Origin of the sequence: Arthrobacter sp. Leaf69 (genome assembly GCF_001422645.1) — a bacterium.
In the GTDB taxonomy this organism is placed as follows: Bacteria; Actinomycetota; Actinomycetes; order Actinomycetales; family Micrococcaceae; genus Arthrobacter.
In genome coordinates this window covers 485,233-510,535 of sequence record NZ_LMLR01000010.1, presented here as the reverse complement: position 1 = coordinate 510,535, position 25,303 = coordinate 485,233, and the positions used below count along the sequence as shown (strand labels likewise).

Annotated in this window: 21 protein-coding genes; 12 read left to right on the top strand and 9 right to left on the bottom strand. The window is 68.2% G+C overall.

Annotated elements, in window-relative coordinates:
- The first annotated feature begins 369 nt into the window (after positions 1-369).
- The 7 genes from ASE96_RS07640 to dhaM all read left to right on the top strand — a co-directional run bounded on the left by ASE96_RS07640 (position 370) and on the right by dhaM (position 8,708).
- Positions 370-2,862 (top strand): ATP-dependent Clp protease ATP-binding subunit, encoded by a 2,493-nt coding sequence (locus tag ASE96_RS07640; RefSeq protein ID WP_056428245.1) that lies wholly within the window; start codon positions 370-372, stop codon positions 2,860-2,862.
- 162 nt (positions 2,863-3,024) lie between these two features.
- The gene (locus tag ASE96_RS07635) at positions 3,025-5,157 is read left to right on the top strand and encodes a S9 family peptidase (protein ID WP_200913010.1); all 2,133 of its coding nucleotides are present in this window, start codon (positions 3,025-3,027) and stop codon (positions 5,155-5,157) included.
- A 171-nt stretch (positions 5,158-5,328) separates the two neighbouring features.
- Complete coding sequence (locus ASE96_RS07630; protein ID WP_056428239.1) at positions 5,329-5,838, top strand: amino-acid N-acetyltransferase; 510 nt, start codon at positions 5,329-5,331, stop codon at positions 5,836-5,838.
- 206 nt (positions 5,839-6,044) lie between these two features.
- Positions 6,045-6,263: a hypothetical protein gene (locus ASE96_RS19145; protein WP_156367527.1), complete on the top strand. Its 219-nt coding sequence runs from the start codon at positions 6,045-6,047 to the stop codon at positions 6,261-6,263.
- A 143-nt stretch (positions 6,264-6,406) separates the two neighbouring features.
- On the top strand, positions 6,407-7,408 hold the full coding sequence (gene dhaK / locus ASE96_RS07625) for a dihydroxyacetone kinase subunit DhaK (protein WP_056428237.1): 1,002 nt from the start codon (positions 6,407-6,409) through the stop codon (positions 7,406-7,408).
- A gap of 2 nt (positions 7,409-7,410) precedes the next feature.
- Positions 7,411-8,037, top strand: a complete 627-nt coding sequence (dhaL, locus tag ASE96_RS07620) for a dihydroxyacetone kinase subunit DhaL (protein WP_056429257.1) — start codon at positions 7,411-7,413, stop codon at positions 8,035-8,037.
- Entirely contained in the window at positions 8,034-8,708 is a 675-nt protein-coding gene (gene dhaM / locus ASE96_RS07615) for a dihydroxyacetone kinase phosphoryl donor subunit DhaM (protein WP_056428234.1), read from the top strand. Before dhaL ends, dhaM begins: the two co-directional genes overlap by 4 nt.
- A gap of 10 nt (positions 8,709-8,718) precedes the next feature.
- Here dhaM and ASE96_RS07610 read toward each other — a convergent pair whose 3' ends face one another.
- From ASE96_RS07610 to ASE96_RS07600, 3 genes are all read right to left on the bottom strand, one after another.
- Positions 8,719-9,417 carry a hypothetical protein gene (locus tag ASE96_RS07610; protein ID WP_056428231.1) on the bottom strand — a complete coding sequence of 233 codons (699 nt, stop codon included), beginning with the start codon at positions 9,415-9,417 and terminating at the stop codon, positions 8,719-8,721.
- Positions 9,418-9,441: 24 nt separating this feature from the next.
- Positions 9,442-9,939, bottom strand: a complete 498-nt coding sequence (locus tag ASE96_RS07605) for a hypothetical protein (protein ID WP_056428227.1) — start codon at positions 9,937-9,939, stop codon at positions 9,442-9,444.
- Between the two features lie 64 nt (positions 9,940-10,003).
- Positions 10,004-10,840 carry an A/G-specific adenine glycosylase gene (locus tag ASE96_RS07600; RefSeq protein ID WP_326951972.1) on the bottom strand — a complete coding sequence of 279 codons (837 nt, stop codon included), beginning with the start codon at positions 10,838-10,840 and terminating at the stop codon, positions 10,004-10,006.
- A gap of 249 nt (positions 10,841-11,089) precedes the next feature.
- Between ASE96_RS07600 and ASE96_RS07595 the strand changes: the two genes are divergently transcribed.
- Positions 11,090-11,869 carry a hypothetical protein gene (locus ASE96_RS07595; RefSeq protein ID WP_056428225.1) on the top strand — a complete coding sequence of 260 codons (780 nt, stop codon included), beginning with the start codon at positions 11,090-11,092 and terminating at the stop codon, positions 11,867-11,869.
- A 119-nt stretch (positions 11,870-11,988) separates the two neighbouring features.
- Here the strand turns inward: ASE96_RS07595 and disA are convergent, their stop codons facing one another.
- The gene (disA, locus tag ASE96_RS07590) at positions 11,989-13,065 is read right to left on the bottom strand and encodes a DNA integrity scanning diadenylate cyclase DisA (RefSeq protein ID WP_056428223.1); all 1,077 of its coding nucleotides are present in this window, start codon (positions 13,063-13,065) and stop codon (positions 11,989-11,991) included.
- A gap of 472 nt (positions 13,066-13,537) precedes the next feature.
- Here disA and ASE96_RS07585 point away from each other — a divergent pair, with 472 nt between their 5' ends.
- Positions 13,538-15,151, top strand: coding sequence for a peptide chain release factor 3 (locus ASE96_RS07585; protein WP_056428222.1), 1,614 nt, complete (start codon positions 13,538-13,540; stop codon positions 15,149-15,151).
- Between the two features lie 239 nt (positions 15,152-15,390).
- Positions 15,391-16,755, top strand: a complete 1,365-nt coding sequence (locus ASE96_RS07580; protein ID WP_056428220.1) for a GAF domain-containing serine/threonine-protein kinase — start codon at positions 15,391-15,393, stop codon at positions 16,753-16,755.
- 45 nt (positions 16,756-16,800) lie between these two features.
- On the opposite strand, the gene ASE96_RS07575 is transcribed toward ASE96_RS07580, so the two are convergent.
- The gene (locus ASE96_RS07575; RefSeq protein WP_056428217.1) at positions 16,801-18,003 is read right to left on the bottom strand and encodes a PucR family transcriptional regulator; all 1,203 of its coding nucleotides are present in this window, start codon (positions 18,001-18,003) and stop codon (positions 16,801-16,803) included.
- Between the two features lie 99 nt (positions 18,004-18,102).
- On the opposite strand from ASE96_RS07575, the gene ASE96_RS07570 reads away from it, so the two are divergent.
- Positions 18,103-19,173, top strand: coding sequence for a ferredoxin reductase (locus ASE96_RS07570; RefSeq protein WP_056428214.1), 1,071 nt, complete (start codon positions 18,103-18,105; stop codon positions 19,171-19,173).
- Positions 19,174-19,186: 13 nt separating this feature from the next.
- A complete protein-coding gene (locus tag ASE96_RS07565; RefSeq protein WP_056428212.1) occupies positions 19,187-20,389 on the top strand; it encodes a fatty acid desaturase family protein in 1,203 nt (400 codons plus the stop codon).
- A 114-nt stretch (positions 20,390-20,503) separates the two neighbouring features.
- Here ASE96_RS07565 and ASE96_RS07560 read toward each other — a convergent pair whose 3' ends face one another.
- The 4 genes from ASE96_RS07560 to ASE96_RS07545 all read right to left on the bottom strand — a co-directional run bounded on the left by ASE96_RS07560 (position 20,504) and on the right by ASE96_RS07545 (position 25,198).
- Entirely contained in the window at positions 20,504-21,139 is a 636-nt protein-coding gene (locus tag ASE96_RS07560; protein WP_056428209.1) for a class I SAM-dependent methyltransferase, read from the bottom strand.
- A 16-nt stretch (positions 21,140-21,155) separates the two neighbouring features.
- Positions 21,156-23,306 carry a heavy metal translocating P-type ATPase gene (locus ASE96_RS07555; RefSeq protein WP_056428205.1) on the bottom strand — a complete coding sequence of 717 codons (2,151 nt, stop codon included), beginning with the start codon at positions 23,304-23,306 and terminating at the stop codon, positions 21,156-21,158.
- Positions 23,307-23,390: 84 nt separating this feature from the next.
- The gene (locus ASE96_RS07550) at positions 23,391-24,869 is read right to left on the bottom strand and encodes a multicopper oxidase family protein (protein WP_056428202.1); all 1,479 of its coding nucleotides are present in this window, start codon (positions 24,867-24,869) and stop codon (positions 23,391-23,393) included.
- The gene (locus ASE96_RS07545; RefSeq protein ID WP_056428198.1) at positions 24,869-25,198 is read right to left on the bottom strand and encodes a hypothetical protein; all 330 of its coding nucleotides are present in this window, start codon (positions 25,196-25,198) and stop codon (positions 24,869-24,871) included. The genes ASE96_RS07550 and ASE96_RS07545 overlap by 1 nt, the downstream gene beginning before the upstream one ends.
- Between the last annotated feature and the right edge of the window lie 105 nt (positions 25,199-25,303).

Below are 25,303 nucleotides of genomic sequence, written 5' to 3'. Positions count from 1 at the left end.
TGTGTGCGCGCAGATGCCGGTGGGCCGGGGCTGATGCGAGGTGGTGATACTTCGACTGGCTGATGCGCCGCCGCGTTCCGGCCCGGTTGCCGGCCAAAAACGCGGCCCGGAGCCGGGGACGTGCCGTATGCCGCCCGGCCCGGACGAAGCAACCGGGCAGGAGCGCAGCCGGGACCGGGCCGGTTCACACCCGCCCCTAGGCCCGCCTGGGTGCCCGCCGGTCCGTTGCCGCAGGGCATTCGCGGGACCGCGAACCGGCCCCGATGTGACGGGGCGACGGCGTCCCGGTTTCCCCTGTGGCGAACAAGCCCCAAATCTTGAACCCGGCCACGTAGCATCAAAGTACGTCGTAGCTAGGAGTGTGGCGAAATGTTTGAGCGATTTACGGACCGTGCCCGTCGCGTAGTTGTGCTTGCCCAAGAAGAGGCACGCATGCTGAACCACAATTACATTGGTACCGAACACATCCTCTTGGGTCTGATCCATGAAGGTGAAGGTGTTGCTGCCAAAGCCCTTGAGTCCTTGAGCATTTCGCTCGACGGCGTTCGCGAGCAGGTACAGGAGATCATCGGCCAGGGCCAGCAGGCCCCGTCCGGACACATCCCCTTCACCCCCCGCGCCAAGAAGGTCTTGGAACTCTCGCTCCGCGAGGCCTTGCAGCTGGGCCACAACTACATCGGCACGGAGCACATTCTGCTCGGCCTCATCCGCGAGGGTGAAGGCGTTGCCGCCCAGGTGCTGGTGAAGCTCGGCGCGGACCTCAACCGTGTCCGGCAGCAGGTTATCCAGCTGCTCTCGGGCTACCAGGGCAAGGAGAGCACCGGAGCCGGCGTCGGCCCCGGCCAGGCCGAAGGCACTCCTGCCGGTTCCGTCGTCCTGGACCAGTTCGGCCGCAACCTGACCCAGGCCGCGCGCGAGAACAAGCTGGATCCGGTGATCGGGCGCGAATCGGAAATGGAACGCGTCATGCAGGTCCTTTCCCGCCGCACCAAGAACAACCCCGTCCTGATCGGTGAGCCCGGCGTCGGCAAGACCGCCGTCGTCGAGGGCCTTGCCCAGGCGATTGTCCGCGGCGACGTGCCGGAGACCATCAAGGACAAGCAGCTCTACACGCTGGACCTCGGGTCCCTCGTGGCCGGCTCCCGCTACCGCGGCGACTTCGAAGAGCGCCTCAAGAAGGTTCTCAAGGAGATCCGCACGCGCGGCGACATCATCCTGTTCATCGATGAGATCCACACCCTGGTGGGTGCCGGTGCCGCCGAGGGCGCCATCGATGCGGCCTCGATCCTGAAGCCCATGCTGGCCCGCGGCGAGCTCCAGACCATCGGTGCCACCACGCTGGACGAGTACCGCAAGCACATCGAGAAGGATGCCGCGCTGGAGCGCCGTTTCCAGCCGATCCAGGTCAAGGAGCCCTCCGTCGCGCACGCGATCGAGATCCTGAAGGGCCTCCGTGACCGGTACGAGGCGCACCACCGCGTGACCATCACCGACGGCGCCCTCGCCTCGGCGGCGAGCCTCTCCGAGCGCTACATCTCGGACCGCTTCCTGCCGGACAAGGCGATCGACCTGATCGATGAGGCCGGCGCGCGGCTGCGCATCCGCCGGATGACCGCCCCGCCGGAGCTCAAGATCATGGACGAGAAGATCGCCGCCATGAAGCTGGAGAAGGAATCCGCGATTGACGCGCAGGACTTCGAAGGTGCCGCCTCGCTGCGCGACAAGGAGCAGAAGCTCATTGCCGAGCGTGCCGAGAAGGAACGCCAGTGGAAGACCGGCGGCATGGATGACATCTCCGAAGTTGATGAGGACCTCATCGCTGAAGTGCTGGCGAACTCCACCGGCATCCCGGTCTTCAAGCTGACCGAGGAAGAGTCCTCGCGACTGCTGAAGATGGAAGACGAGCTGCACAAGCGCGTTGTCGGCCAGAACGAGGCCATCAGGTCCCTGTCCCAGGCCATCCGCCGCACCCGTGCAGGCCTGAAGGACCCGAAGCGTCCGGGCGGTTCGTTCATCTTCGCCGGGCCTACCGGCGTCGGCAAGACCGAACTCGCCAAGGCGCTGGCCGAATTCCTCTTCGGCGAGGAAGACGCCCTGATCACCCTGGACATGTCCGAGTACTCGGAGAAGCACACGGTGTCGCGCCTCTTCGGTGCCCCTCCCGGCTACGTGGGCTACGAGGAGGGCGGGCAGCTGACCGAAAAGGTCCGGCGTCGTCCGTTCTCCGTGGTCCTGTTCGACGAAGTGGAAAAGGCGCACGCCGACCTCTTCAACTCGCTGCTGCAGATTCTGGAAGACGGCCGCCTGACCGACTCCCAGGGCCGCGTGGTGGACTTCAAGAACACCGTGATCATCATGACCACCAACCTCGGCACCCGGGACATCTCCAAGAGCGTTGCCACCGGCTTCCAGTCCGGCACGGACACGCAGACCGGTTACAACCGGATGCGGGCCCGCGTCACGGAGGAACTCAAGCAGCACTTCCGCCCCGAGTTCCTGAACCGTGTTGACGACGTTGTGGTCTTCCCGCAGCTGACCCAGGACGAGATCATCGAGATCGTGGACATGTTCGTTGGCCGCCTGGAGAAGCGGCTCAAGGACAAGGACATGGGCATCGAGCTCACGCCCGCCGCCAAGGTCCTCCTGGCCACCCGCGGTTACGACCCCGCGATGGGTGCCCGGCCGCTGCGCCGGACCATCCAGCGCGAGATCGAGGACCAGCTCTCCGAGAAGATCCTCTTCGGCGAACTCCACGCCGGCGACATCGTTGTGGTGGATGTGGACGGCGAAGGCGACGACGCCAAGTTCACCTTCGCGGGCAACGCCAAGCCACGCATCCCGGAGATCGCTCCGAGCGTCTAAGCAAGACGCAACGGCCCCGCCCGCTCCGCAAGGAGCAGGCGGGGCCTTTGCGTTAAACCCCCGCCCCCGTCCCGGCCCCGGCAACATTGCCTATCTGAAAGTAATGTTTCACTATTAGTGAACATAATGTGATCCGGCGCACAGTAGGTGTTGAATCGGTGCATGGCTTCCAACGATTCAGAGACCCTGAGCGAAAAACCCGAGACACCCTTCCATGACCTGGACCATTACCTCGCCATCCCGAGGGTGTCCGGGCTGGCGCTGAGCCCCGACGGCAGAAGGCTGGTCACCACGGTGGCCACACTCAACGCCAAGGGCACCGAATACGGCACAGCCCTGTGGGAACTGGACCCCGGGGGGCAGAAGCAGGCCCGCCGGATCACCCGCAGCGCCAAGGGGGAGGCCGGCGCCGTGTTCGCCGCCGGCGGCGACCTGTACTTCAGTTCCGCCCGCCCCGACCCGGAAACCCCCGAGGCAGACCCCGTGAACGCGCTGTGGATGCTGCCCGCGGACGGCGGCGAGGCCCGCGTGGTGCTCACCCGGGCCGGCGGCGTCAGCGGACTCCTGGCTGCGAAAGATACCGGCGCACTGTTTGTCAACGCCTCCGTGCTGGCCGGGTCCACGGACGAGGACAGCGACGAGGATCGCCGCAAGGCGCGCAAGGACAACAAGGTCGCCGCCATCCTGCACAGCGGCTATCCCGTCCGCTACTGGGACGCCGACCTGGGGCCGGCCCAGCCCAGGCTCTTCGCCGTCGAACCGGGCGAGGAGCAGGAGCCGGGCAGGCCCGCAACGGTTGACGCCGCGCCGCCGCTGAAGCTCCGCAACCTGACGCCCGACGCCGGGAGCGCGCTCCGCGACGCGGACGCCGTCGTCAGCCCGGACGGCAAAACGATCTACAGCAGCTTCAACAAGCCGCTCGCCCGCGCGAATTCACGCTCGATCCTGATCGCGATCGACGTCGCCACCGGCACCCGCACCGTCCTGCTGGATACCGAGGGCATGAGCTACTTCCCCGGCCCGGTGAGCCCGGACAACCGGACGCTCGTGGTCCTCAGCGAGAGCGACACCACGCCGGTCGCGGCCCCACAGGTCAAGTTGCACCTGCTCGACGTCTCGGGCAGCGTGTCCGGAGATGCGCCGGGCGACGCCGGCCTGACTCCGCTCGCCCACGACTGGGACCGCTGGCCGCACCCTGCCGCCTGGCTGCCCGACGGTTCGGCCGTGCTCGTCACCGCCGACGACGACGGCGCTTCGCCGGTCTTCCGGATCAGCGTGACCGGCAGCGGCGGTGCGGGCCAAGTGACCCGGCTGACCAAAGACACCGCCGCGTATACCGACGTCGTTGTCGCCCCGGACGGCGGCGCCGCGTACGCGTTGCGCAGCTCCTATGAATTCCCCGCGGAAGCGGTGCGGATCGACCTTGCCACTGGCGACGTCGTCCGTCTCCCTGCCCCCGCCGGGCGCCCCCACTACAAGGGCTCGCTGGAACGCGTCGAGACGACGGCGGCGGACGGGACCCGCGTTCCGGCGTACCTGGCCCTCCCCGAAGGCGCCTCGGCCGGCAGCCCGGCGCCCCTGCTGCTCTGGATCCACGGCGGGCCCCTCGGCTCGTGGAACGCCTGGACCTGGCGCTGGAATCCCTGGCTGCTGGTGGCCCGGGGCTACGCGGTGCTGCTGCCTGACCCTGCCCTCTCCACCGGCTACGGACAGCACCACATCCAGCGGGGCTGGGGCGAATGGGGCAAGGCTCCGTTCACCGACCTGATGGCCATTACCGACGCCGTCGTGCAGCGCCCGGACATCGACGAGACCCGCACGGCCGCCATGGGCGGCTCCTTCGGCGGCTACATGGCCAACTGGGTGGCCGGCCACACGGACCGCTTCAAGGCAATCGTCACCCACGCCAGCCTCTGGGCGCTGGACCAGTTCGGCCCCACTACCGACGCCGCGCAGTACTGGCTCAAGGAGATGACGGCGGAGATGGCGCTGGAGAACTCCCCGCACCTGCACGTGGAGAGCATCAGCACGCCCATGCTCGTCATCCATGGCGACAAGGACTACCGCGTCCCGATCGGCGAGGGCCTGCGCCTCTGGTATGAACTGCTCTCCAAGTCCCGGCTCGCGGCCGACGAGAACGGCGACACCGAACACCGGTTCCTCTACTTCCCGGACGAAAACCACTGGATCCTGCAGCCGCAGCACGCCAAGGTCTGGTACGGCGTTGTGGAGCACTTCCTTGCCAGGAACCTGCTCGACAAGGATCTGCCCGTGCCTGCGGAGCTGGGCCTCTAGGCTCCTCGCGTCGTCTCACCTCCGGCTCGGAGGCTGGGACATTTACCGCGTGCTCGCTCGTTCCTCGCTTAGACGCACGCTACGTCAATGTCCCAGCCTCCTCCGCCGTGTGCGTTGGGCACCTCGCCTGATCCTGATCGGAAGGACGTCCAGCCCCCGTAAGATTGGCCTGTGACTGAGACAATCCGCATCCGCCCTGCCCGCACGAGCGATGTCGGGGCGATCAAGACGCTGGTGGCGCCACTGGCCGACCAGCGGATCCTCATGGCCAAGGAAACCGTGGCCTATTACGAGAGCCTGCAGGAGTTCCGCATCGCAGAGTCCTCCGGCGGTGAAGTGATTGGCTGCGGTGCGCTGCACGTTATGTGGGAGGACCTCGCCGAGGTGCGTACGCTCGCCGCGTCGGACGCCTGGCGGGGGAGGGGCGTTGGCCATCTGCTGGTGGAGCGCCTGCTGGAGGACGCCCGTGCCCTGGGTGTCGCCCGCGTGTTCTGCCTGACCTTCGAGGTGGACTTCTTCAAGAAGCACGGGTTCGAAGTCATGGCCGACCAGACCGCCGTCGACCCGGTGGTGTATTCAGAGTTGCTGCGCTCCCATGACGAGGGCGTCGCCGAGTTCCTGGACCTGGCCCGGGTGAAGCCCAATACCCTTGGCAACACCCGGATGATCAAAACCCTGTAGTTAGACGGCGCCGAAAGCCGCAGAGAACGCCGCTTCCGGGGGTCCGCTGGCATCCGGCAACTGCGCCAGAAGCCGGGCAGGCCGGGGTCTTCCCATCAATAAATTTGATGGATAAACTGATCCCGGTCCAGGGGGTGGACCGACCAACTTTCGGAGGCAAGAAATTGCACGATCGCGTCATTTTTCCAGATTTCTCCGCATTTCAAATGACTATCGCGGGCGCGGCCCCGGCGGCACCCGGCTCGGACCCGGGCTCCGGGGGACAGGCAGCCGAGGACCAGGCGCCGGCCCATCAGCCGGGCGCCGGATCCCGGTCCGGCCCCGCGCCCGGGTCCGATCAGGGCCGGCACCATGCGCCGCCGTTTTCCTGGCTGGGCGGCGACGCCTGGCCGAACTTCCCGTTGTGGGCGGATAAGCCCACCTGACGCACCCGCGGATCCGGGACGGCTGCTGTCAGAGAGAACCCCGGTTGCGCGTCAGAGGTTGTGAATCCGGAGCCTACCGCTGGCATGGGCCCCGGTAGTAGGGTTCAACCAAGCAGCCAGGACACCATCCAGGGAGCACAGCCATGAAGAAGCTCATCAATGATCCCCGCGCAGTGGTTGACGAGTCAGTGGAAGGCTTTGGGCTTGCCCATGCCGACCTCGTGACCGTCTTTGCGGACCCCAAGTACATCGTGCGCAAGGACGCGCCGGTGGCGGGGAAAGTCGGGCTCGTCTCCGGCGGCGGCAGCGGGCACGAGCCCCTGCACGGCGGCTACGTCGGGATGGGAATGCTCGACGCGGCGGTGCCCGGCGCCGTATTCACCTCGCCTACACCCGACCAGATCCTCCCGGCGACGCTCGCCGTCAACTCAGGCGCCGGCGTCGTGCACATCGTCAAGAACTACACCGGCGACGTCCTCAACTTTGAGACCGCTGCCGAACTGGCCCAGGCCGAAGGCGTGGACATCCGCACCGTGCTGGTCAACGACGACGTCGCCGTGCAGGACTCGCTGTACACCGCCGGACGGCGCGGCGTGGGCGGAACGGTCCTCGTGGAAAAGATCGCCGGTGCCGCCGCCGAGCGCGGCGACAACCTCGACGCGGTGGCCGCCATCGGCGACCGGGTCAACCAGAACGTCCGCAGCATGGGCGTCGCGTTGACCGCCTGCACGGTTCCGCACGCCGGGGCGCCCAGCTTCGTGCTGGAGGAAAACGAAATCGAGATCGGCATCGGCATCCACGGTGAACCCGGCCGGCACCGCATTGCGATGGAGAACGCCGACGGGATCACCGACCGCCTGCTGGAGCCTGTGGTCAGCGACCTCGGCCTGGCCTCCGGGGACAAAGTGCTCCTGTTCGTCAACGGCATGGGCGGCACTCCGCAGAGCGAGCTCTACATCGTCTACCGCCGTGCCGCGCAGCAGCTGGCCGGGCAGGGCATCACCGTGGAGCGCTCGCTGGTGGGCAACTACATCACCTCACTCGAAATGCAGGGCTGCTCCATTACCGTCCTGCGCCTCGACGATGAAATGACGGCGCTCTGGGATGCTCCCGTGCACACTCCCGCCCTCCGTTGGGGCGTCTGACCGTGGGACTGGATGTCAACTGGGCGCTGCGGTGGCTGGCACTTTCGGCCGACGCCATGGCGGAGCACAGGGAAGAACTCATCGAGCTGGACAGGCCGATCGGCGATTCGGACCATGGTGAGAACATGGACCGCGGCTTCAAGGCGGTGATGGTCAAGCTTGCCGAGGCGCCGCCGGAAACAGCAGGGGCGGCCCTGAAGCTGACCGCCATGACCCTGATGTCCAAGGTCGGCGGGGCCGCCGGTCCGCTATACGGCACGGCCTTCCTCCGGGCGGGCACGGCGCTGGGCGACGCCGCCGACGTCGACGCCGCCACCCTCGCCTCAGCGTTCCAGGCCGCAAGGGACGGAATCGTGGCCCGCGGAAAAGCCGAATCCGGCGACAAGACGATGGTTGACGCCTGGACTCCGGCGGTCGATGCCGCCGCGGCCGCCGCCGGAGACAGCGATGTGCGCAAGGTCCTGCTGGCCGCCGCGGAGGCGGCCGAGGCCGGGGCTGTCTCCACCGACCCGATGCTCGCCCGCAAGGGCCGCGCAAGCTATCTGGGGGAGCGGAGCATCGGCCACCGGGATCCGGGCGCCGTGTCCAGCGCCCTGATCCTGCGGGCCGCCGTCGGGGCGGCCGAATGACGGTCAAGCTCGTCGTCGTCTCCCACAGCGAAAAGATTGCCGACGGTGCCGTCGAGCTTGCCGTCCAGATGGCGCCCGACGTCCTGATCCTGCCCGCCGGCGGCACCGACGACGGCCGGATCGGCACCAGCCTCGAGCGCGTCATGGCGGCGCTGGAACAAGCTTCGGACGCCAACAGCGACGGCACGGTTGTCCTGACGGATCTGGGCTCGGCCGTGATGACAGCCGAGTCCGCCCTCGAATTCGTGGCCGATCCCTCCTCCGTGCTCCTGGCGGATGCCCCACTGGTCGAAGGGCTCGTTGCCGCCGCTGTGGCTGCCCAGGCCGGAGCCGACGCCGCGGGCGTGAAGGAGGCCGCGGAAGCGGTCTACCGGCCGCCGGCAGCGCCGCAGCATGCGCACGAGCACCGGCCCCCGGAAGCGACAGGGGACTTTGAACTCATCAACCAGGCCGGCATGCACGCCCGTCCGGCAGCGAAGATATCCGGTGGACTGTCCGGCATGGACGCCGAGGTGACCGTCAACGGCGCCGACGGTGCTTCGATGACCGAACTCATGATGCTCGGGGCGGGAAAAGGAACGATGCTTCACGTCGAAGCCAGCGGACCCGATGCCGTCAAAGCCGTCGATTATCTGCGGGGACTGATCGGGGCGGGCTTCGGCGAGCCCTAACGGACCGGTCTCACCCCGCGGCCTCATCGGCAGCGGCCAGATCCGGGACCGGCATGGCCTGCCGGGGTCCGCTCCACGCGATCCACCCGCCGGCGACGGCCATGAGCACGGCTCCGGCCGTCTGGGTCGGCAGGCTGCTCCCGGTTGTCGCCAGCCCCAGGACGACACCCGCAACGTAGAACACGACGGCGCCGCTCACCCAGAGGGCCCCGGCCCAGCGGGGGAGCACGCGGGAACGCCACACCGAGATTCCCAGCAGTACGTTGCCGACGAATGCGAGCAGGAGGCCGAGAAGGAACGCCCCTGTCATGGATCCGGGAAATTCCAGCAGCATCACGTCCTGGTTCCCGGCCAGGTACGCCTTGCCGATTGCAGGGGTGGCGAAGGTGGAAACCACGGCGGGTACCAGGAGCAAAGCCGTGCCGGCGACGGCGGTGACCATCGCGGCCAGCGCCAGCCGACCAATCCGGCTGTTGGCCAGGCAGCAGCCCAGGGCGAAAACCCCAAAGATCGCCATTATGGTGCCGGCGGTGCTGCCGAACAGGTGGCTGAACTGGTACGAGCCGGAACTGACAAACGTGGCCCAGGCAGCCGGGTCCTTCTCCTGGTCCGGCTGCGGCTCCAGCGCGGACCAGGCCGTGACAAGCCATGAGACCGGCAGTGCCCACAGCCCGGCCCGGATCCAGCGGCTTATGCACTTCTCGTTCACTCTGTGCTCCTCTCCCCGCGCGGGCTAACCGGCCTGCCGGAGCCCGTCCGCATCCAGCAGCACGCCGGCTGAGATGAATCTTCCGCATTGTTCGCCATACGGGTGCAAAACCTGGGGCGTGAAGGTCAGGGTCCGTACCGGCAGGGGCCGGCCGCGGGGGTCCGTGCCGCTGGATGTCACTGCGATGGGTGCCTCCGTGAGCGGATCCAGCCCGAGCATTCCCGTCAGCGTGCCGTCCGGTGAGGAGGTTGCCGAACAAGGCCGGTCCCCGCCGTCGGGCCCCGGTTCGCAGCCCTGGTCCACCGACGTGCTCCCGGGATAGAGCTCAAGGTCAGCCTCCGTGCACCGGCCGTCCTGGCAGGCCCTGAGCCGGAGGATCTTCACGGATCCGGCGTACTCCCGCGCGACGGTCAATGCAACCACCTGTGCCTGGCCAATCGCGGGGCATGCCGTCACGGGCTGGCACCCGGTGACCAGCAGTGCCGCGCAACCAAGACCCGCCAGTACCGCGAAGGTGCGCATGTTTCAGGGTAGTTCCGGGAGTCCCGTTCAGCTAGGGCCCGGCAAAGGACCAGGCGGGAAGGGGTCAGGCGGGAAGCTGGAAGCCGGAGGGCTGCAGTTCGGCCAGCCCGTCGCTAAGCAGCCCTGCCAGTGCGCGCTCCAGCTGTTCCGGGGCGGGGTTGAGCCGGTGCAGGGCAGCCAGCGGAATTCCGACCCCGGCGGGTTCGAAGCCAAGGTCCGCGGCCGCCCGCTGGAGCAGCTCCGGAGCCACCGGCGACTCGGCCGCGCGGAGCACCGCCATCACGGCTCCCCGCACCTGGCGGTCCGTGCCGTGCCACGACTGCCCCTTGGGCGTGTACGTCGGCGGCGGCTCCCCGGCCGCGAGCCAGGCGCAGGAGCCGCTGACCGGGCATTCCCGGCACTTCGGCGACCGCGCCGTGCACACCAGCGCCCCGAGTTCCATCACGGAGGCGTTCCAGCGGACGGAGGACCCGACGTCGTCCGGCAGCGTTTGCGCGGCGAGCCGCATCTCCGCGGCGTTCAACGACTGCGAAGGCAGCGCCGCGCCGGAAAACAGGCGCGCGTGCACCCTGCGGATGTTGGTGTCCACGACGGTCTCGCGGCGCCCGAAAGCGAAGGCGGCGACGGCCGCCGCGGTGTAGCTCCCCACCCCGGGCAGCTCCAGCAGTTCCGGGTACGTTCCGGGCACCTGGCCGCCGTGGTTGGCGCCGATGGCGACGGCGGCCGCGTGAAGCCGCAGCGCCCGCCGCGGATATCCCAGCCTGCCCCAGGCCCGGACCGCTTCGCCGGCAGGCTCCCGGGCCAGATCGGCAGGCTCCGGCCAGCGCCGCAGCCACTCCTCCCAGACCGGCAGCACCCGCACAACAGGGGTCTGCTGCAGCATGATCTCGCTGACCAGCACGCCCCACGGAGTACATTCAGCAGCCCGCCACGGCAAGTCGCGGGCGTTCGCCGCAAACCAGGTGGCAAGGGCCTTATGAACCGCGGGCAGCGGAAGGGCCGCCGGTGTGGCGTCCCGGCGCGCGGCAACCAGAGGGGCAGTGGGGGAATCGGCGAGAGCTTTGATGGATTCAGCGTAATAGATGAGGGCCACACTCCGCCCGCGGCGTGGGAGGGCGCCATACCCGGCGCGGTTCTCTAGCCTAGAAGGATGGGCAGGCACGACAATTCAGGAACTCGCGGTTCCCGGCCGGGGGCTTCCGGCAGCGGAGCAACCGCGGGGCGCAGCACGGCGGGCAATTCCGTGCGCAAGCCTGCCCGGAAACCTACCGGCAAGCCTGCCCGGAAGCCCGCGCAGAAACCGGCCCGGAAACCGGTCAGCCCTGTCTACCGCCGCCGCCGGCTGTTCGTCGGCGCCGCCCTGCTGCTGGTGATCGCCCTCGCCATCGGGGGATTCGCCGCCGTGTCGAGTCTCCTCAACTCCGGGCAGTCCTCCTCCGGCGGGGGGACTGGCGCGCCGGGCCAGGCAACCGGACCCGCCGCCGGACCGGGACCCTCGGCTTCCCCCACGGCTTCACCTTCGGCATCTCCGGAGGGGAACGGCTGCGAGCAGAACCTCGTGACCGTCACGGCCGCAACGGACAAGCCCGCTTACGCTGCCGGCGAGAACCCGCTCCTCACGCTCAAGGTAACCAACGGCAACAGGGTCCCGTGCAAGGTCAATATCGGGACTTCCCAGATGGAATTCCTCGTCACGAGCGGCTCAGACCGGATCTTTTCATCCACCGACTGCCAGGCGGACTCCACGGACCTTGTGAAGACCATCGCGCCGGGTCAAAGTGAGACGGCGAATTTCCCCTGGCAGCGCAACCGCACCGTGCAGGGGTGCGCCCAGATCGACGCCAAGCCGGGGGCGGGCGGCGCGTACTACGTCTTCACCGCACGGCTTGCCAACAAAACCAGTCCCAAAGCCGTGTTCCAGCTCAACTAACCCCCGTTGCTCCCCACCGGCACCCTCGCCTCACAAGTTCGGCCAGGGAACCCTGCCGGCGTGGGCCCAGATGCCGTCTTGAGGCTTCAAAAGGGGAGGTAAGAAGCACTCGACGGGGGTTAGAGGAAGCGGTCCAGCAGACTTGCCTCGGCCATCCGGCTCAGGCCCTCGCGGACCGTCCGGGCGCGCTGGTCGCCGATGCCGTCCACCGTCATCAGATCATCGATGGTGGCCGCCATCAGGAACTGCAGGCCGCCGAAGTGGTCCACGAGGCGGTCGGCCACGGCCTTCGGCACGGCCTTGAGCCCGGACAGCAGCCGGTAGCCGCGCGGCTGGACGACGGCGTCGAGGTTGGCTTCGCCGCCGGCGAAGCCAACAATCCCGGCGATTTTGCCCAGGTCGATCAGCTCGGTGGGCCCCAGGTTCACGAGCGACTTAACGGCGCGGTCGATGTCCTCGGCGGACGTGTCCGCGCCGGAGTAGTCGCGGATGATCACGTCACTGCCGGGACCGCGGCCCACGGTGAGTTCGTCCAGCTGGAGTGAGAGAAGCCGGCCGTCCTCGCCGAGTTCCAGCACGTACTGGGAGATCTCCTCGGAAATCCGGCGGACCATCTCCTGGCGCTGCAGGGTCACGGCAACGTCGCGGACGGTCACCATGGCCTCGATTTCCAGGGCCGACAGGGAACTGGTCACCTGGTCGAGGCGTGAACGGTAGCGTTCCAGTGTCGCCAGGGCCTGGTTGGCGCGGGCCAGGACCTTTTCCGAGCCTTCCAGGACGTGCCGTAGCCCGTTCACGTACAGGGCGATGATCTGCATGGACTGGCTGACCGAGATCACCGGGACGCCGGTCTGGATGGCAACGCGCTCGGCGGTCCGGTGCCGGGTGCCGGATTCCTGGGTTTCGATGCTGGAATCGGGCACCAGCTGGACGGCCGCGCGCAGGATGTTGCTGGCGTCCTTGTCGCAGATGATGGCACCGTCCATTTTGGCCAGTTCCCGCAGCCGGGTGGGAGAGAAGTCGATGCCGATGTCGAAGCCGCCGGAACAGATGGATTCGATGGTCCGGTCGATGCCCAGGACGATCAGTGCGCCGGTCCGCCCGCGGAGGATGCGCTCCAGGCCGTCGCGGAGCGCGGTGCCCGGTGCCACTCGGCCCAGCGTCGCCTTGAGTGAATCTTCAGGGCTCCGAGCCATAGATATTCCCTTCAAAGGTGCAGGCCGCGGCCTGCAGGTGCGCCGGTTTCCAGTGTTGCCGGCAGGATCAAAAGTACTCGGTTCCCCGCTCTCACCATAGTAGAGGTAAAGCAGGCCAAGTTCCGCACGGACAAGCCCCAAAGTGGTCCAAAAAGACCTTCGCGGGGGCGCCTCCGGAATGCCCCGGTAACTCCCTTTCCCGGAGGGGACTTTTGGACGCAGCTTCTTCGGCGCTGGCACCGCTTCGCGGCGGCGGCTTGGGCTGCGATAAACTTGAAGCCTTGGGGTGCGCCGCCGGCTGACCGGCGCCGCCCGCCCAAATCCAGCACAGCAGTCAGCCCAGTAGTCAGCACAGCAACCAGCACAGCAGTTACGCAGAACTCCCGGCAGGACAGCCCGCGATCCCGCCGGGCCAGCCGGATTCCCCCAGCCCGGGGCCGCAACCATTCAAAGCCGCAGCGAAAGTAGCACCGTGTCTCAAGAAGTCCTTAGCCCCGCCCGAGTCCAGGAGATTCACAAGCAGGCGGCCCGGCGTCGGACTTTCGCAGTCATCTCACATCCCGACGCCGGCAAGTCCACGCTGACCGAGGCGCTCGCGCTGCACGCGAAGGTGATCGGCACCGCCGGCGCCTCCAGCGGCAAGGCCAACCGCAAGGAGACGGTCTCGGACTGGATGCAGATGGAAAAGGACCGCGGCATCTCCATCAGCTCCGCGGCGCTGCAGTTCGCCTACCGCGACACCGTCATCAACCTCCTGGACACCCCCGGCCACGCGGACTTCTCCGAGGACACCTACCGTGTGCTGGCCGCCGTCGACTGCGCCGTCATGCTCGTGGACGCCGCCAAGGGCCTGGAAACCCAGACCATGAAGCTCTTTGAGGTCTGCAAGCAGCGCAACCTGCCCATCATCACCGTGATCAACAAGTGGGACCGGCCGGGCCTGGACGCACTGGCACTCATGGACGAGATCACCGAGCGCACCGGCCTCCAGCCCATGCCGCTGACCTGGGCCGTCGGGATCTCCGGTGACTTCCGCGGCGTCTGGGACCTGCGCAATGACCGCTTCGCCCAGTTCAAGCGCAACAACGCGGGCGCCAACATTGCCCTCACCGAATACTTCACCCCCGAGGAGGCCGCGGCCAGCCAGGGCGACGATTGGTCCAACGCCGTCGATGAAGCCGGACTTGTCATCGAGTCCAACCTAGAGTTCGACGTTGACGAATTCCACGCCGGCAAGGCCACCCCGATCCTCTTCAGCTCCGCCGCCCTGAACTTCGGTGTGAAGGAGATCCTCGACGCCCTGGTGGACTTCGCCCCGCCGGCCGCCCCGCGGCCCGACGTCGAGGGCGCCCCGCGGCCCGTCGATGCGCCCTTCTCCGGGTTTGTCTTCAAGGTGCAGGCCGGCATGAACAAGGCGCACCGCGACCACGTCGCCTTCATCCGGGTCTGTTCCGGCATCTTCGAACGCGGCATGGTGGTGACCCAGGGCCGGACCGGCAAGTCCTTCGCCACCAAATATGCCCAGCAGGTCTTCGGCCGGGAGCGCGAGGTCATTGACGAAGCCTTCCCCGGCGACGTGGTGGGCCTCGTCAACGCCTCCTCGCTCCGGGTGGGCGACAGCCTCTTCCTCGAGCACCCGGTCGAGTTCCCCGCCATCCCATTGTTCGCCCCGGAACACTTCCAGGTGGCCCGTTCCAAGGACCCCAGCCGCTTCAAGCAGTTCCGCCGCGGCATCGAGCAGCTGGAGCACGAGGGAGTCATCCAGGTGCTCCGCTCGGACATCCGCGGCGATCAGGCGCCGGTGCTGGCCGCCGTCGGCCCCATGCAGTTCGAAGTGGTGGAGGACCGGATGGCGCATGATTTCAGCGCGCCGATGCGGCTGGAACGCCTGCCGTATTCCATTGCCAGGATTACGACGGCGGACGCCATGCCGGCGCTGGCCACCGTGCCCGGCGCTGAGGTGCTGCTGCGCTCCGACGGCGAATACCTCGCCCTGTTCAACGACGTGTGGGCCCTGCGCCGGATCGAGAAGAACCACCCGGACCTGACGCTGGTGCCGATCGGCACGCACAACCCAGCGAAGTAGCAGCCGCCGCCCGCTGCCGGGCGGAATAATGGCCGGGCCCAAGGTCTTCCTGAACCGGGAAATCGCGGTACCATAAGTAACCTTGCTAATTATGCGGGCGCCGGATCTTCACGAATGCCGGTATTGGACTGATCTGCCTGACGCCATCGGCGGACCCCGCTACAAGGGACAACGAACACTACTTGACAGAGCTCATTTCAGAACCGGCGCGTTCCACGCCGGCCACCCCGAAGCATCGTATGGCACCCGGCTATCTGTTGAGCGGGCGGTACCGGATCTCGGACCTCGTTGGCAGGGGCAGCCAATCCTCCGTGTTCCGGGCCTATGACGAACTGCTGCAGCGCGATGTGGCGGTCAAGCTTTTCCGCAACGACGCCGACAATCTTGAACAGACCCGCCGGCAGGGTGAGGAAATCCGCATCCTGGCCGGAATGAGCCACCACGCGCTCGTGACGCTCTTCGACGCCGGAGCGGACCTGAGCGACCGGAACGACCCGCTCACGTACCTCGTGATGGAACTCGTTCGAGGGCAGGACCTGCGCCATCGCGGCGCCCAGGGTCCGCTCTCGACGGCGCACATGGCCCACATCGGCTATGACCTGGCGGACGGGCTCTCCTACATCCACCACCATGGAATCGTGCACCGGGACGTCAAGCCCGCGAACATCCTGCTCGTGGACTACAGCAACGATGACCGGCGCCCGCGGGCCAAGCTCACCGATTTCGGCGTCGCCGTCATCACCCGCAACGGCCCGGTGCCGGACGAAGGCGGAACCTCCGGCACCCCCGCCTACCTCAGCCCCGAGCAGGCGGCCGGCGACGTGGCGGGCCCGTCCAGCGACGTGTATTCGCTCGGCCTGGTGCTGCTCGAAGGACTGACCGGGAAGATGGCATACCCCGGCGCTCCCATCCAGTCCGCCGTCGCCCGGCTGCTTCACGACCCGCAGATCCCCGAGGAACTCGCTCCCATGTGGGTTGCGCTGCTGTCCTCCATGCTGGCCCGCGACCCGGCGCAGCGCCCCGCGGCCCGGGAAGTGTCACTGGCCCTGCGCCAGGAAGTCATCAACAGCGCCGCCCGCCACCGCAAGGACAACGCCCCGGGCGCAAGTGACGAAGAGGGGCGCCTGCGCGCCGTCGAGCGCTACCGGATCCTCGACACCCCGCCGGACGGTGCCTTCGACCGGATCGCGGGACTCGCGGCACGGATGTTCTCCGTGCCGGTGGCAATCGTCAGCGTGGTGGATCATGACAGGATCTGGTTCAAGGCCCACCACGGCACCGAGATCACACAGATCGGACGCGACCCGGGGCTGTGCGCTTCGGCGATCCTGCAGGATGACGTCTGGGTCATTGAAGACGCCGTCAGGGATCCCCGCACCCTCGCCAACCCGCTGGTGGCGGGCGAGTTCGGCCTGCAGTTCTACGCCGGAGTCCCGCTGCGCACGCCGGACGGCCACAACCTGGGCACGTTCTGCATCCTGGACCGGGAGCCGCGGACGTTCAGCGCCGACGACGTCCGGGCGCTGCAGGACCTGGCCGCCATCGTTATGAACGACCTGGAGATGCGGCTGCAAAGCCGGGAAGCGCTCCGCGGCACTGCCTAGGGCTCGAGGTTACCTAACGCTTCCGCTGCTTAATGCCTGCGCTGTCTAACGCTTCCCAGCGTGCAGCGCAAGCTCCATTTCAAAACGCGCCTTCGGATCCTCCAGGGTGTCGCCGAACAGCTCACGCAGCTGCGCCGCCCGGTACCCCACGGTCTGCGGGTGGATGCCGAGCTCTGCGGCCACCGGGCCGCGCTGGCCCCAGTGCCGCAACCAGGACAGCAGCGTCTCCGCGAGCCGCTCGCGCTGGGCCGGACGCAGCCCTTCCAGCGGCGCCAGGCGGCGGTTGGCCAGTTCGGCGATGGCGGAGGGCTCCGCGCCGAGGATCACCTCAGCCAGATGATCGTCAGCCCAGATCGGCGGATCCTCCGGACCGTCGCGGGGCGGCAGGACCGAGGCTGCAAGCACTGCCAGGCGCAGCGAATCCGGGACCTTCTCCCAGCCGCCTGCCGGCCCGACGGCGGCCCCGCGACCCCGCAGCGCCTTCTCCAGATCCGCCCGCGCGGACTTGGACTTCCGCGCCGGAACCAGGGCAACGGCGTCGGTCTCCCGTTCGATCACCAGCGTTCCCGGCCCCAGCCGGAGCCGCAGTCCCGCGGAGCGGTCCACCGGCAGGGTCACCACCACCATCCGGGGCGGCAGGGACCAGTCCGCCATGGCAGCCGTCTGGCGCAGGGCCGCCTCGTCGGCCTGTCCCAGCAGCAGCAGGTCCAGCAGTTCGGTGCGCCGGCGGTCCACTGCCCCGGCCCGTTCGGACTGTTCAAAGGCATACGCCTCGGCGCTGACCGCGGACAGCTCGTCGATGTAGGCCAGGATCGATTCGCCCAGGTCCACCACCACGGTCTGCCCCAGATGGTGCTCCACGGACACCCGGGACATCTCGCGGAAGGTCACGCGGGCGCCCATCCGGTAGGCGCTCAACAGCGCATCCATGCTCCTGCCCTGCCGGAATTCGCCGCTCCCCAGCCCTGCCACCAGCTGCCTGCTTTCCTCGGAAAGCGCGGGCAGCCGGGTCCCCGGCAACTGCAGGAAGCGGTCCAGCGCGGCAGCCACGCCGCGGCGCAGCCCGCGGCCGAACCGGCCTTCAATCGGCCTGGCGTAGGCCGGGACGAGCTGGGGCACGGCGTCGATGATCGCCTCGACGATGCCCGGCATCATGGGCCGGAGCACGTCGCTGACCTCGCGCGGCAGGGCCAGCCACGGCGGGTCGTAGGCGGGGGAGCCGGGGGCGCCGGCAGGGGAAGCGTTCATGGGGCTGAGTCCAAAAGTTGTTTCCGGGCAATAGTTTCTTCTAGTCGATCGTATGCCTTGGGTGAAGAAGTATGACCCGCTCTGACATAAGATTGATAAATGATCCGGCTCCGTAAGCTGGCGCGCGCCGCATCTCTACTGACCACCCCCCTAGCTCCAGAAGACATTCTGTCGCTGTTCAACCCTGTGTTTTCTGCCCGCCAATTGCGCGGCGTAGTCACCCGGGTGGTTCCAGAAACGGCCGATTCCGCCACCATTTTCTTCCGTCCCGGCCGCGGCTGGCAAGCACACCTTGCCGGCCAGTGGGCCCGTATTGGCGTCGAGCTCGACGGCGTCCGCCACTGGCGGTCGTACTCGCTCAGCGCCCCGGCCGGCAAGGACCCGGCCATCACCGTCAGTGACATGGGTGCCGTGTCCGGGACCCTCGTGCGCAACACCAAGCCCGGCGACGTGCTCTTCCTGGCGCCGCCGCAGGGCGACTTCGTCCTCCCTGAACACCCGCGGCCCTTGCTGATGCTCACCGCCGGCAGCGGAATCACGCCGGTGATGTCGATGATCCGCACCCTGGTCCCGCACCGCCCGGACTCGGACGTCGTCCTCATCCACACCGCCCGGACCCCAGCCGACGCCATCTTCCGCGAGGAGCTGGCCGAACTTGCGGACCAGTTCCCCAACTTCCGCGTGGTTCACTGGTTCACCGGCGAACGCGGCCGGCTGGACTTCACCTCCGTGGCCGGACTCGAACAGCTCTGCCCGGACTGGCGCCAGCGCGCCGCCTACGCATGCGGCCCCGAAAGCTTCCTGGACGACGCCGAGGCGCTCTGGGAGGCGGAGACCGCCACCGCGGAACCGTCGAAAGCCAGCCTCACCATCGAGCGCTTCAGCACCAAGCTTGCCGGTGGGGAAGGGCACGACGGCGGCCTGGTCACGTTCGAGGCGTCGGACCGCGAAGTCGAAGCCGACGGCGACACCCCGCTGCTTGACGTCGGCGAGGACGCCGGCGTCCTTATGCCCAGCGGCTGCCGCATGGGAATCTGCCACAGCTGCCTTATCCCCCTCCGGGCCGGCCAGGTCCGTGACCTGCGCACGGACGAAGTCCACGGCGAGCCCGGCCAACTAATCCAGACGTGTGTTTCGGCAGCCGCCGGACCCGTTAACCTCGACCTCTGAGGAGTACCAACGCATGACGATTGTTTCCGACAAGCCTGACGTTTCCGAGGAAGTACCCCAGGGCGGTAATGACTCTGCCAAGGTGCCCGCTGCCGTGAAGACGCGGCGCGGCGCCCTTGCCGAGACAGGCAGCCCCACCGTTCGGCCGCCGGCCGCCGCGCATCTCTCCGACGAGCAGGTCGCCGAGCTGGGCCGCGAGCTCGATGCCATCAAGGACGACATCCTTGCCAAGCGCGGCGCCAGCGACGCCGCCTACATCCGGCGCATGATCAAGATCCAGCGCGGACTGGAAATTTCCGGCCGCGCCGCGCTCCTGGTCAGCAAGAACAAGGCCGCCTGGGTCACCGGCACCACGCTGCTCAGCTTCGCCAAGATCCTGGAAAACATGGAGCTGGGCCACAACATCCTGCACGGCCAGTGGGACTGGATGCGGGACCCGGACATCCACTCCACCACCTGGGAGTGGGACTTCGTGACCCCGGCCCGGTCGTGGCAGCACACCCACAACGATCTGCACCACCGCTGGACCAACGTCGTCGGCAAGGACAACGACGTCGGATACAACCTGCTGCGGATGGACGCGGACCAGGAATGGAAGCCGTTCAACTTGGGCAACCCGCTCTACAACGCCCTGTTGGCCCCGGTCTTCGAGTGGGGCATCGCGATCTATGATCTCGAGCTGAACGACTACAAGGAGGGCAACAAGACCAAGGAGGCCCTCACCAAGGACCTCAAGGCCCTCGGCCGCAAGGCGCTCACGCAGTTCACCAAGGACTACGCTGCCACTCCCGCCGTCGCAATGCTGACCGGCTCCGGCAAGCAGGCGCTGTACGGCACGCTGGCAGCGAATGCTGTCCGAAATGTCTGGGCCCACGCGGTGATCTTCTGCGGACACTTCCCCGAGGGCACGGACACCTTCACCGAGGAAATGGTGGAAGGGGAAACCCGCGGGGACTGGTACGTGCGGCAGATGATCGGATCCGCCAACATCTCCGGTTCCAAGTTCATGCACCTCATGACCGGCAACCTCTCTCACCAGATCGAGCACCACCTCTTCCCGGACATTCCGTCCAACCGTTACGCCGAGGTGGCTCCCAAGGTGCAGGAAATCTGCAAGCGCTACGGCTTGCCGTACACCACCGGCCCCATCTGGAAGCAGGTCGGCTCCACTTGGGCAAAGGTCTTCAAGCTGGCGCTGCCGCCGAAGAAGGCCTGAGCGCGGCTCCAACCGGTTTGAATGATTGACGAATGGGGCGTCTGCCATCGCGGCAGGCGCCCCTTTTGTGTGCCCGGGCGGTCATCCGCAGCCAGGGCGCCCGCAACGGGGCGCTCAGGGCTTTCTGGCCGCCCCCAACACATGGGCCAGCCGCGGGTTGCCGGGAAGGACCGAAAAGCCGAAGCGGTCCAGGTCCTGCACGGCGAGGCCTGCCCCGGCGATCGCGGCGGCCGTGTCCCGGTTTGGGTGGCAGCCGCCGGCCACCCGGCTCCACAGCGGCGTGAGCAGGTCTTCGGCGGCCCCCAGCACGCGGTGTGCCGAGCGGACGTGCTCATAGAACAGCAGCAGGCCGCCCGGCCGCAGGACCCGGACAATTTCCGTCAGGGCGGCTGACTGGTCGGCCACGCTGCACAGCACCAGGCTCGAGACGACGACGTCGACGGAGGCATCCGCGGCCGGCAACGATTCCGCCACGCCGTCCTCCACCGTGACAGGCACCGGTGACTTGCCGGCCGCGGCCCGGGCCAGTCCCCGGAGCGTGGGGTCCGGTTCGAGGGCAAGCACGCCCGTTACCGCGGCGGGATAGAACGGAAAGGTTGCGCCGTAACCCGCCCCGATTTCGACGACGACGCCGCGCGCCGCCGCCACAAGCCTCCTGCGGTGGTCCGTGGCCCCGCGGGCGTCCATCCGCGGACCCACGCGCGCATAGGATCTCCCGAATGATGACTCGCGCGGGTTGCTCTCCGGCACGGGTGTCTCCTTCCGGTCAGCCGACGTCGGCCGGGTTGAGTTTCAGGCCCCGCAGCAGCTGGGCGTTAAGCGCCACCACGATCGTCGAAGCGGACATCAGCACGGCACCGGCGGCAGGGGAGAGGATAACCCCGGCGAAGGCCAGGACACCGGCGGCCAGCGGCACCGCGATGATGTTGTAGCCGGTCGCCCACACGAGGTTCTGCCACATCTTCCGGTAGCTCGCCCGTGACAGGTCCACCATGGACAACACTGCCCGAGGATCGTTCCCGGCCAGAACCACCCCGGCGGACTCCACCGCGACGTCGGTCCCGCCGCCGATCGCGATCCCCACCTCGGCCCGGGCCAGGGCGGGGGAGTCGTTGACGCCGTCGCCCACCATCGCCACCCTGAGGCCGCGCGCCTGGAGCTCGGCCACCTTTTTGTCCTTGTCCGCGGGCAGTACCTCGGCGAAGACCTCGTCGATCTGCAGTTCGGCGGCCACGGCCCGGGCCACCTGCCGGGCATCGCCGGTGATCATGGCAACCTTGATGCCCCGGTGCTGGAGCGCCGCGACGGCCTGTCGGGATTCCGGCCGGACCGCGTCCTCAAGGCTCAAGGCGCCGATCACGGCAGCGCCGTCCACCACATGGAGCACCGCCGCGCCGCGGTCCCGCCAGGCGGCGGTGGCGGCGGCCAGGCCCGGAGGCTCCGCCGCCCCCACCTCCCGGAGCAGGGCCGGACCACCCACGCGGACCGTCCGGCCGCCCACCGTGGCGCGCACCCCGCGTCCGGTCAGGGAGGTGAAATCGCTCGCCTGGGGCACCGCCAGCCCGCGCACGCGGGCAGCGGCCACGATTGCGCGCGCCATGGGGTGCTCGCTGTCCGACTCCGCCGCGGCGGCCAGGGCGAGCAGCCCGTCCTGGCCGGTTCCGTCAACGGCGGCAATGTCTTTCAGTTCCGGCTCGCCCTTCGTCAGCGTCCCCGTCTTGTCGAACAGCACGACGTCGACCGTCCGCATCCGCTCAAGCGCCATCCGGTCCTTGATCAGCACCCCGGCCCGGGCGGCCCGCTCCGTCGAGATCGCGATGACCAGGGGGATGGCCAGGCCCAGGGCGTGCGGGCAGGCGATCACCAGCACCGTCACGGTGCGCTCAACGGCGTCGGGCACGCTGCCCAGCAGTGTCCACACGATGAAGGTGATGACGCCCGCGCCGGCAGCGAAGTAGAACAGGAAGGCGGCGGCGCGGTCGGCGAGGGCCTGGGCCCGGGAGGAAGACGCCTGGGCTTCGGCCACGAGCCGCTGGATTCCGGCCAGGGCGGTGTCCTCGCCGATGGCTGTTACCTGGACGCGGAGGCTGTTGCCGGTGGCGACGGTCCCGGCCGTCACGGGGTCGCCGGGGGAACGCAGGACGGTCTTGGACTCGCCCGTGATCATGGACTCGTCGAATTCGGCCTGCCCCTCGATCACGGCCCCGTCCGCCGGCATCCGGCCGCCGGAGCGGACCAGGATGATGTCGCCGCTCCTGAGCTCGGACACCGCGACGGTCTCGGTTCCGGTTTCGGTGATGCGTTCTGCCTCGTCCGGCAGCAGCGCCGCGAGGGCATCCAGAGCGCCCTGGGCCGAGCCGAGCGCGCGCATTTCGAGCCAGTGTCCTAGCAGCATGATGTCGACCAGAAGGGCCAGTTCCCACCAAAAGTCGAGGTCGAAGCCGCCGATCCCCAGGGTGGTCACCCACGAGGCGGTGAAAGCCACCGTGATGGCCATGGCGATCAGCAGCATCATGCCCGGTTTGCGGCTTTTCAGCTCCCTGAGTCCGCCCTTGAGGAACGGCTGGCCGCCGTAGAAGAAGATGACCGTTCCCAGCACCGGAGGGATCCAGGCGGAGCCGGGAAACACCGGAGGCTGGTAGCCGAGCAGGTGCGCAAACATCGGACTGAAGAAGACCACGGGTACGGCCAGGGCCAGGGTCAGCCAGAACCGGTTCTTGAACATCGCCACACTGTGCCCGGCGTGCTGGCCCTGGCTGTGAACCAGATGCTCGTCGTCCGGCTGTGGGGCGGTGCCGGCTCCGGGCGCGCCGTGGGGCTGGTGCCCGTAGTGTTCTTCGTTCGGCCGGCCGTGTTCTGCTTTCGCCTGGTTCAGCTGCCCGCCGCCGACGGGGTGGCTGCTGTGCGGGTGTTCCATGATGCGCTCCCGTGGAGATCCATCGTCAGTTCGGATGAGGCAACCATACCCCCAGGGGGTATGCTTGACAAGAGGATTCACCCGTTAGCGGACCTCGATCACCCCCATCATTCCCTGGTCCTCGTGATCCAGGATGTGGCAGTGGTAGACCGATCGGCCACGGAAGTCGCGGAACGCGATCCTGACCGTGGCGCGGCTGTTCGCCCGCACGTTCACCACGTCCCGCATCACCACGGCGCCGGCGCCCTGACCGTTGTCCTCGATGAGCTGCATCGGCCACACGTGGAGGTGGAACGGGTGGTCCATGGGGCTGGTGTTGACCAGCGTCCATTCCTCGACCGTCCCGGCGGAGACGATGGTGTCCGTCCGGGCCTCGCTGTACTCGCGGCCGTTGATGCTGAACCGCATGCCGCCCATACCCCCGCCCATTCCTCCCGGGCCCGCGCCCATGGCCAGGATCAGCTGCCGGCGCGCGGCCACGGCTGCGGGGCGCAGGTCTTCCGGGGCAGGCCGGGCGGTCACGGCACCTGGCGGGGTTCCGGATTCGCCCTCGACCCGGAAGACTGCCAGGGCGGCAGACCCGCTGGCCGGGGTCCGCCGCCGTCCCATCATTCCCGGCATGCCGCCGCGGTTGTAGGGGAGGGTCTGCAGCACTGATTCGCCGGCGGCGGCGATCACCAGCAGGTCCGCGCGATTGCCCGGCGCGAGCAGGAGTTCGTCCACGGGTTCGGGCGTGGCGGACCGTCCCGAATCCATGCCGAGCAGCTGCAGCTGCTGGCCGTCCAGCCGGAGCCGGAGGTAGCGGGCCACGCAGGCGTTGATGATCCGCCACCGTTCCCGTTCGCCCGGGCGGGCGGTGAGGAGCGGGTGGCTTTGCCCGTTGAGCAGGAGCAGTTCACCTTCCCGGCCCGCCATCCGTTCCATCGGCGTCACCGCCGCGATGTTCCCGGCACTGTCCAGGGTGGTGTCCGAGACAATCAGAACCCGTTCGCTATTTACAGGGATGGCTTCGGGCTCTTCGACGATGATCGCCCCGAAAAGCCCCGCGAAGATCTGCCCTGCGACCAGCCCGTGGTGATGGGGGTGGTACCAGTACGCACCCGGGGGGTGGTCCGCGGGCAACCGGTAGCTGTAGTCGAAGCTTTCCCCGGGCATGACCTCTACGAAGACGTTGTCGCTGCTGGCCTGCGGGGACACGTGCAGGCCGTGGACGTGCAGGTTGGTCGGTTCGTCGAGGCCGTTCACCAGCCTGATGCCGAGCTCATCACCGGGCCGCAGGCGGAGGGTGGGGCCCGGGACGGTGCCGTTGTAAGAGAGTGCGCCGGCGGACCGGCCCCCGAGTTCCACCTGCCCGCGGGCGGCGTCGAGGGTGAGCTGCAGCCTGCCGTTCTCGCTGCGAAGCTCCGGGGGGCCCAGCAGATTGGGTCCCGGCCCGGTCAGCGCGCCGCCGAGCGGCTGCCGCGGGGAAGCCAGCGACCACCACAGCCCGGCGGCGCCGGCTGCCGTCGCCACAGTGCCCAGACCGCCCAGGAGCAGGGCGTCGCGGCGGCTGATGGGCCGCATTACGGCTCCTCGCCGAGGACTTTCAAATTTTCGCGGTACTGCTCCGCGGTGAGCTCGCCCCTCGCGAAGCGTTCATCGAGGATCAGGCGGGCCTGGCTCTTGCCGCCCGGCAAACCTGGACCGCCTTGGAACCCGGTGCCGCCCGGGGGAGTCCCCGGCGGGCCGTAGGGTGGTGCGCCGTAGGGAGGGCCGTAGGGACCGGCCCCGCCACGGCTTACTCCGCCGGTGAAGAGGCGGACCGCGAGCAGCACAAGCACCCCGATTCCGATCAGCAACAGCAGGCCCCAGAGCCACATCCAGCCGAAGCCGTTCCCGTAATACCCCATCATGGCCTGATCCCTCCGCCAGAGGCCGTCTTTTGTCCCATGATCCGCCGGACACCACGCCCGGGGAAGGGTCCTAAGTCGCCTTTCGGGCCGCCCGGGCACGCCGGA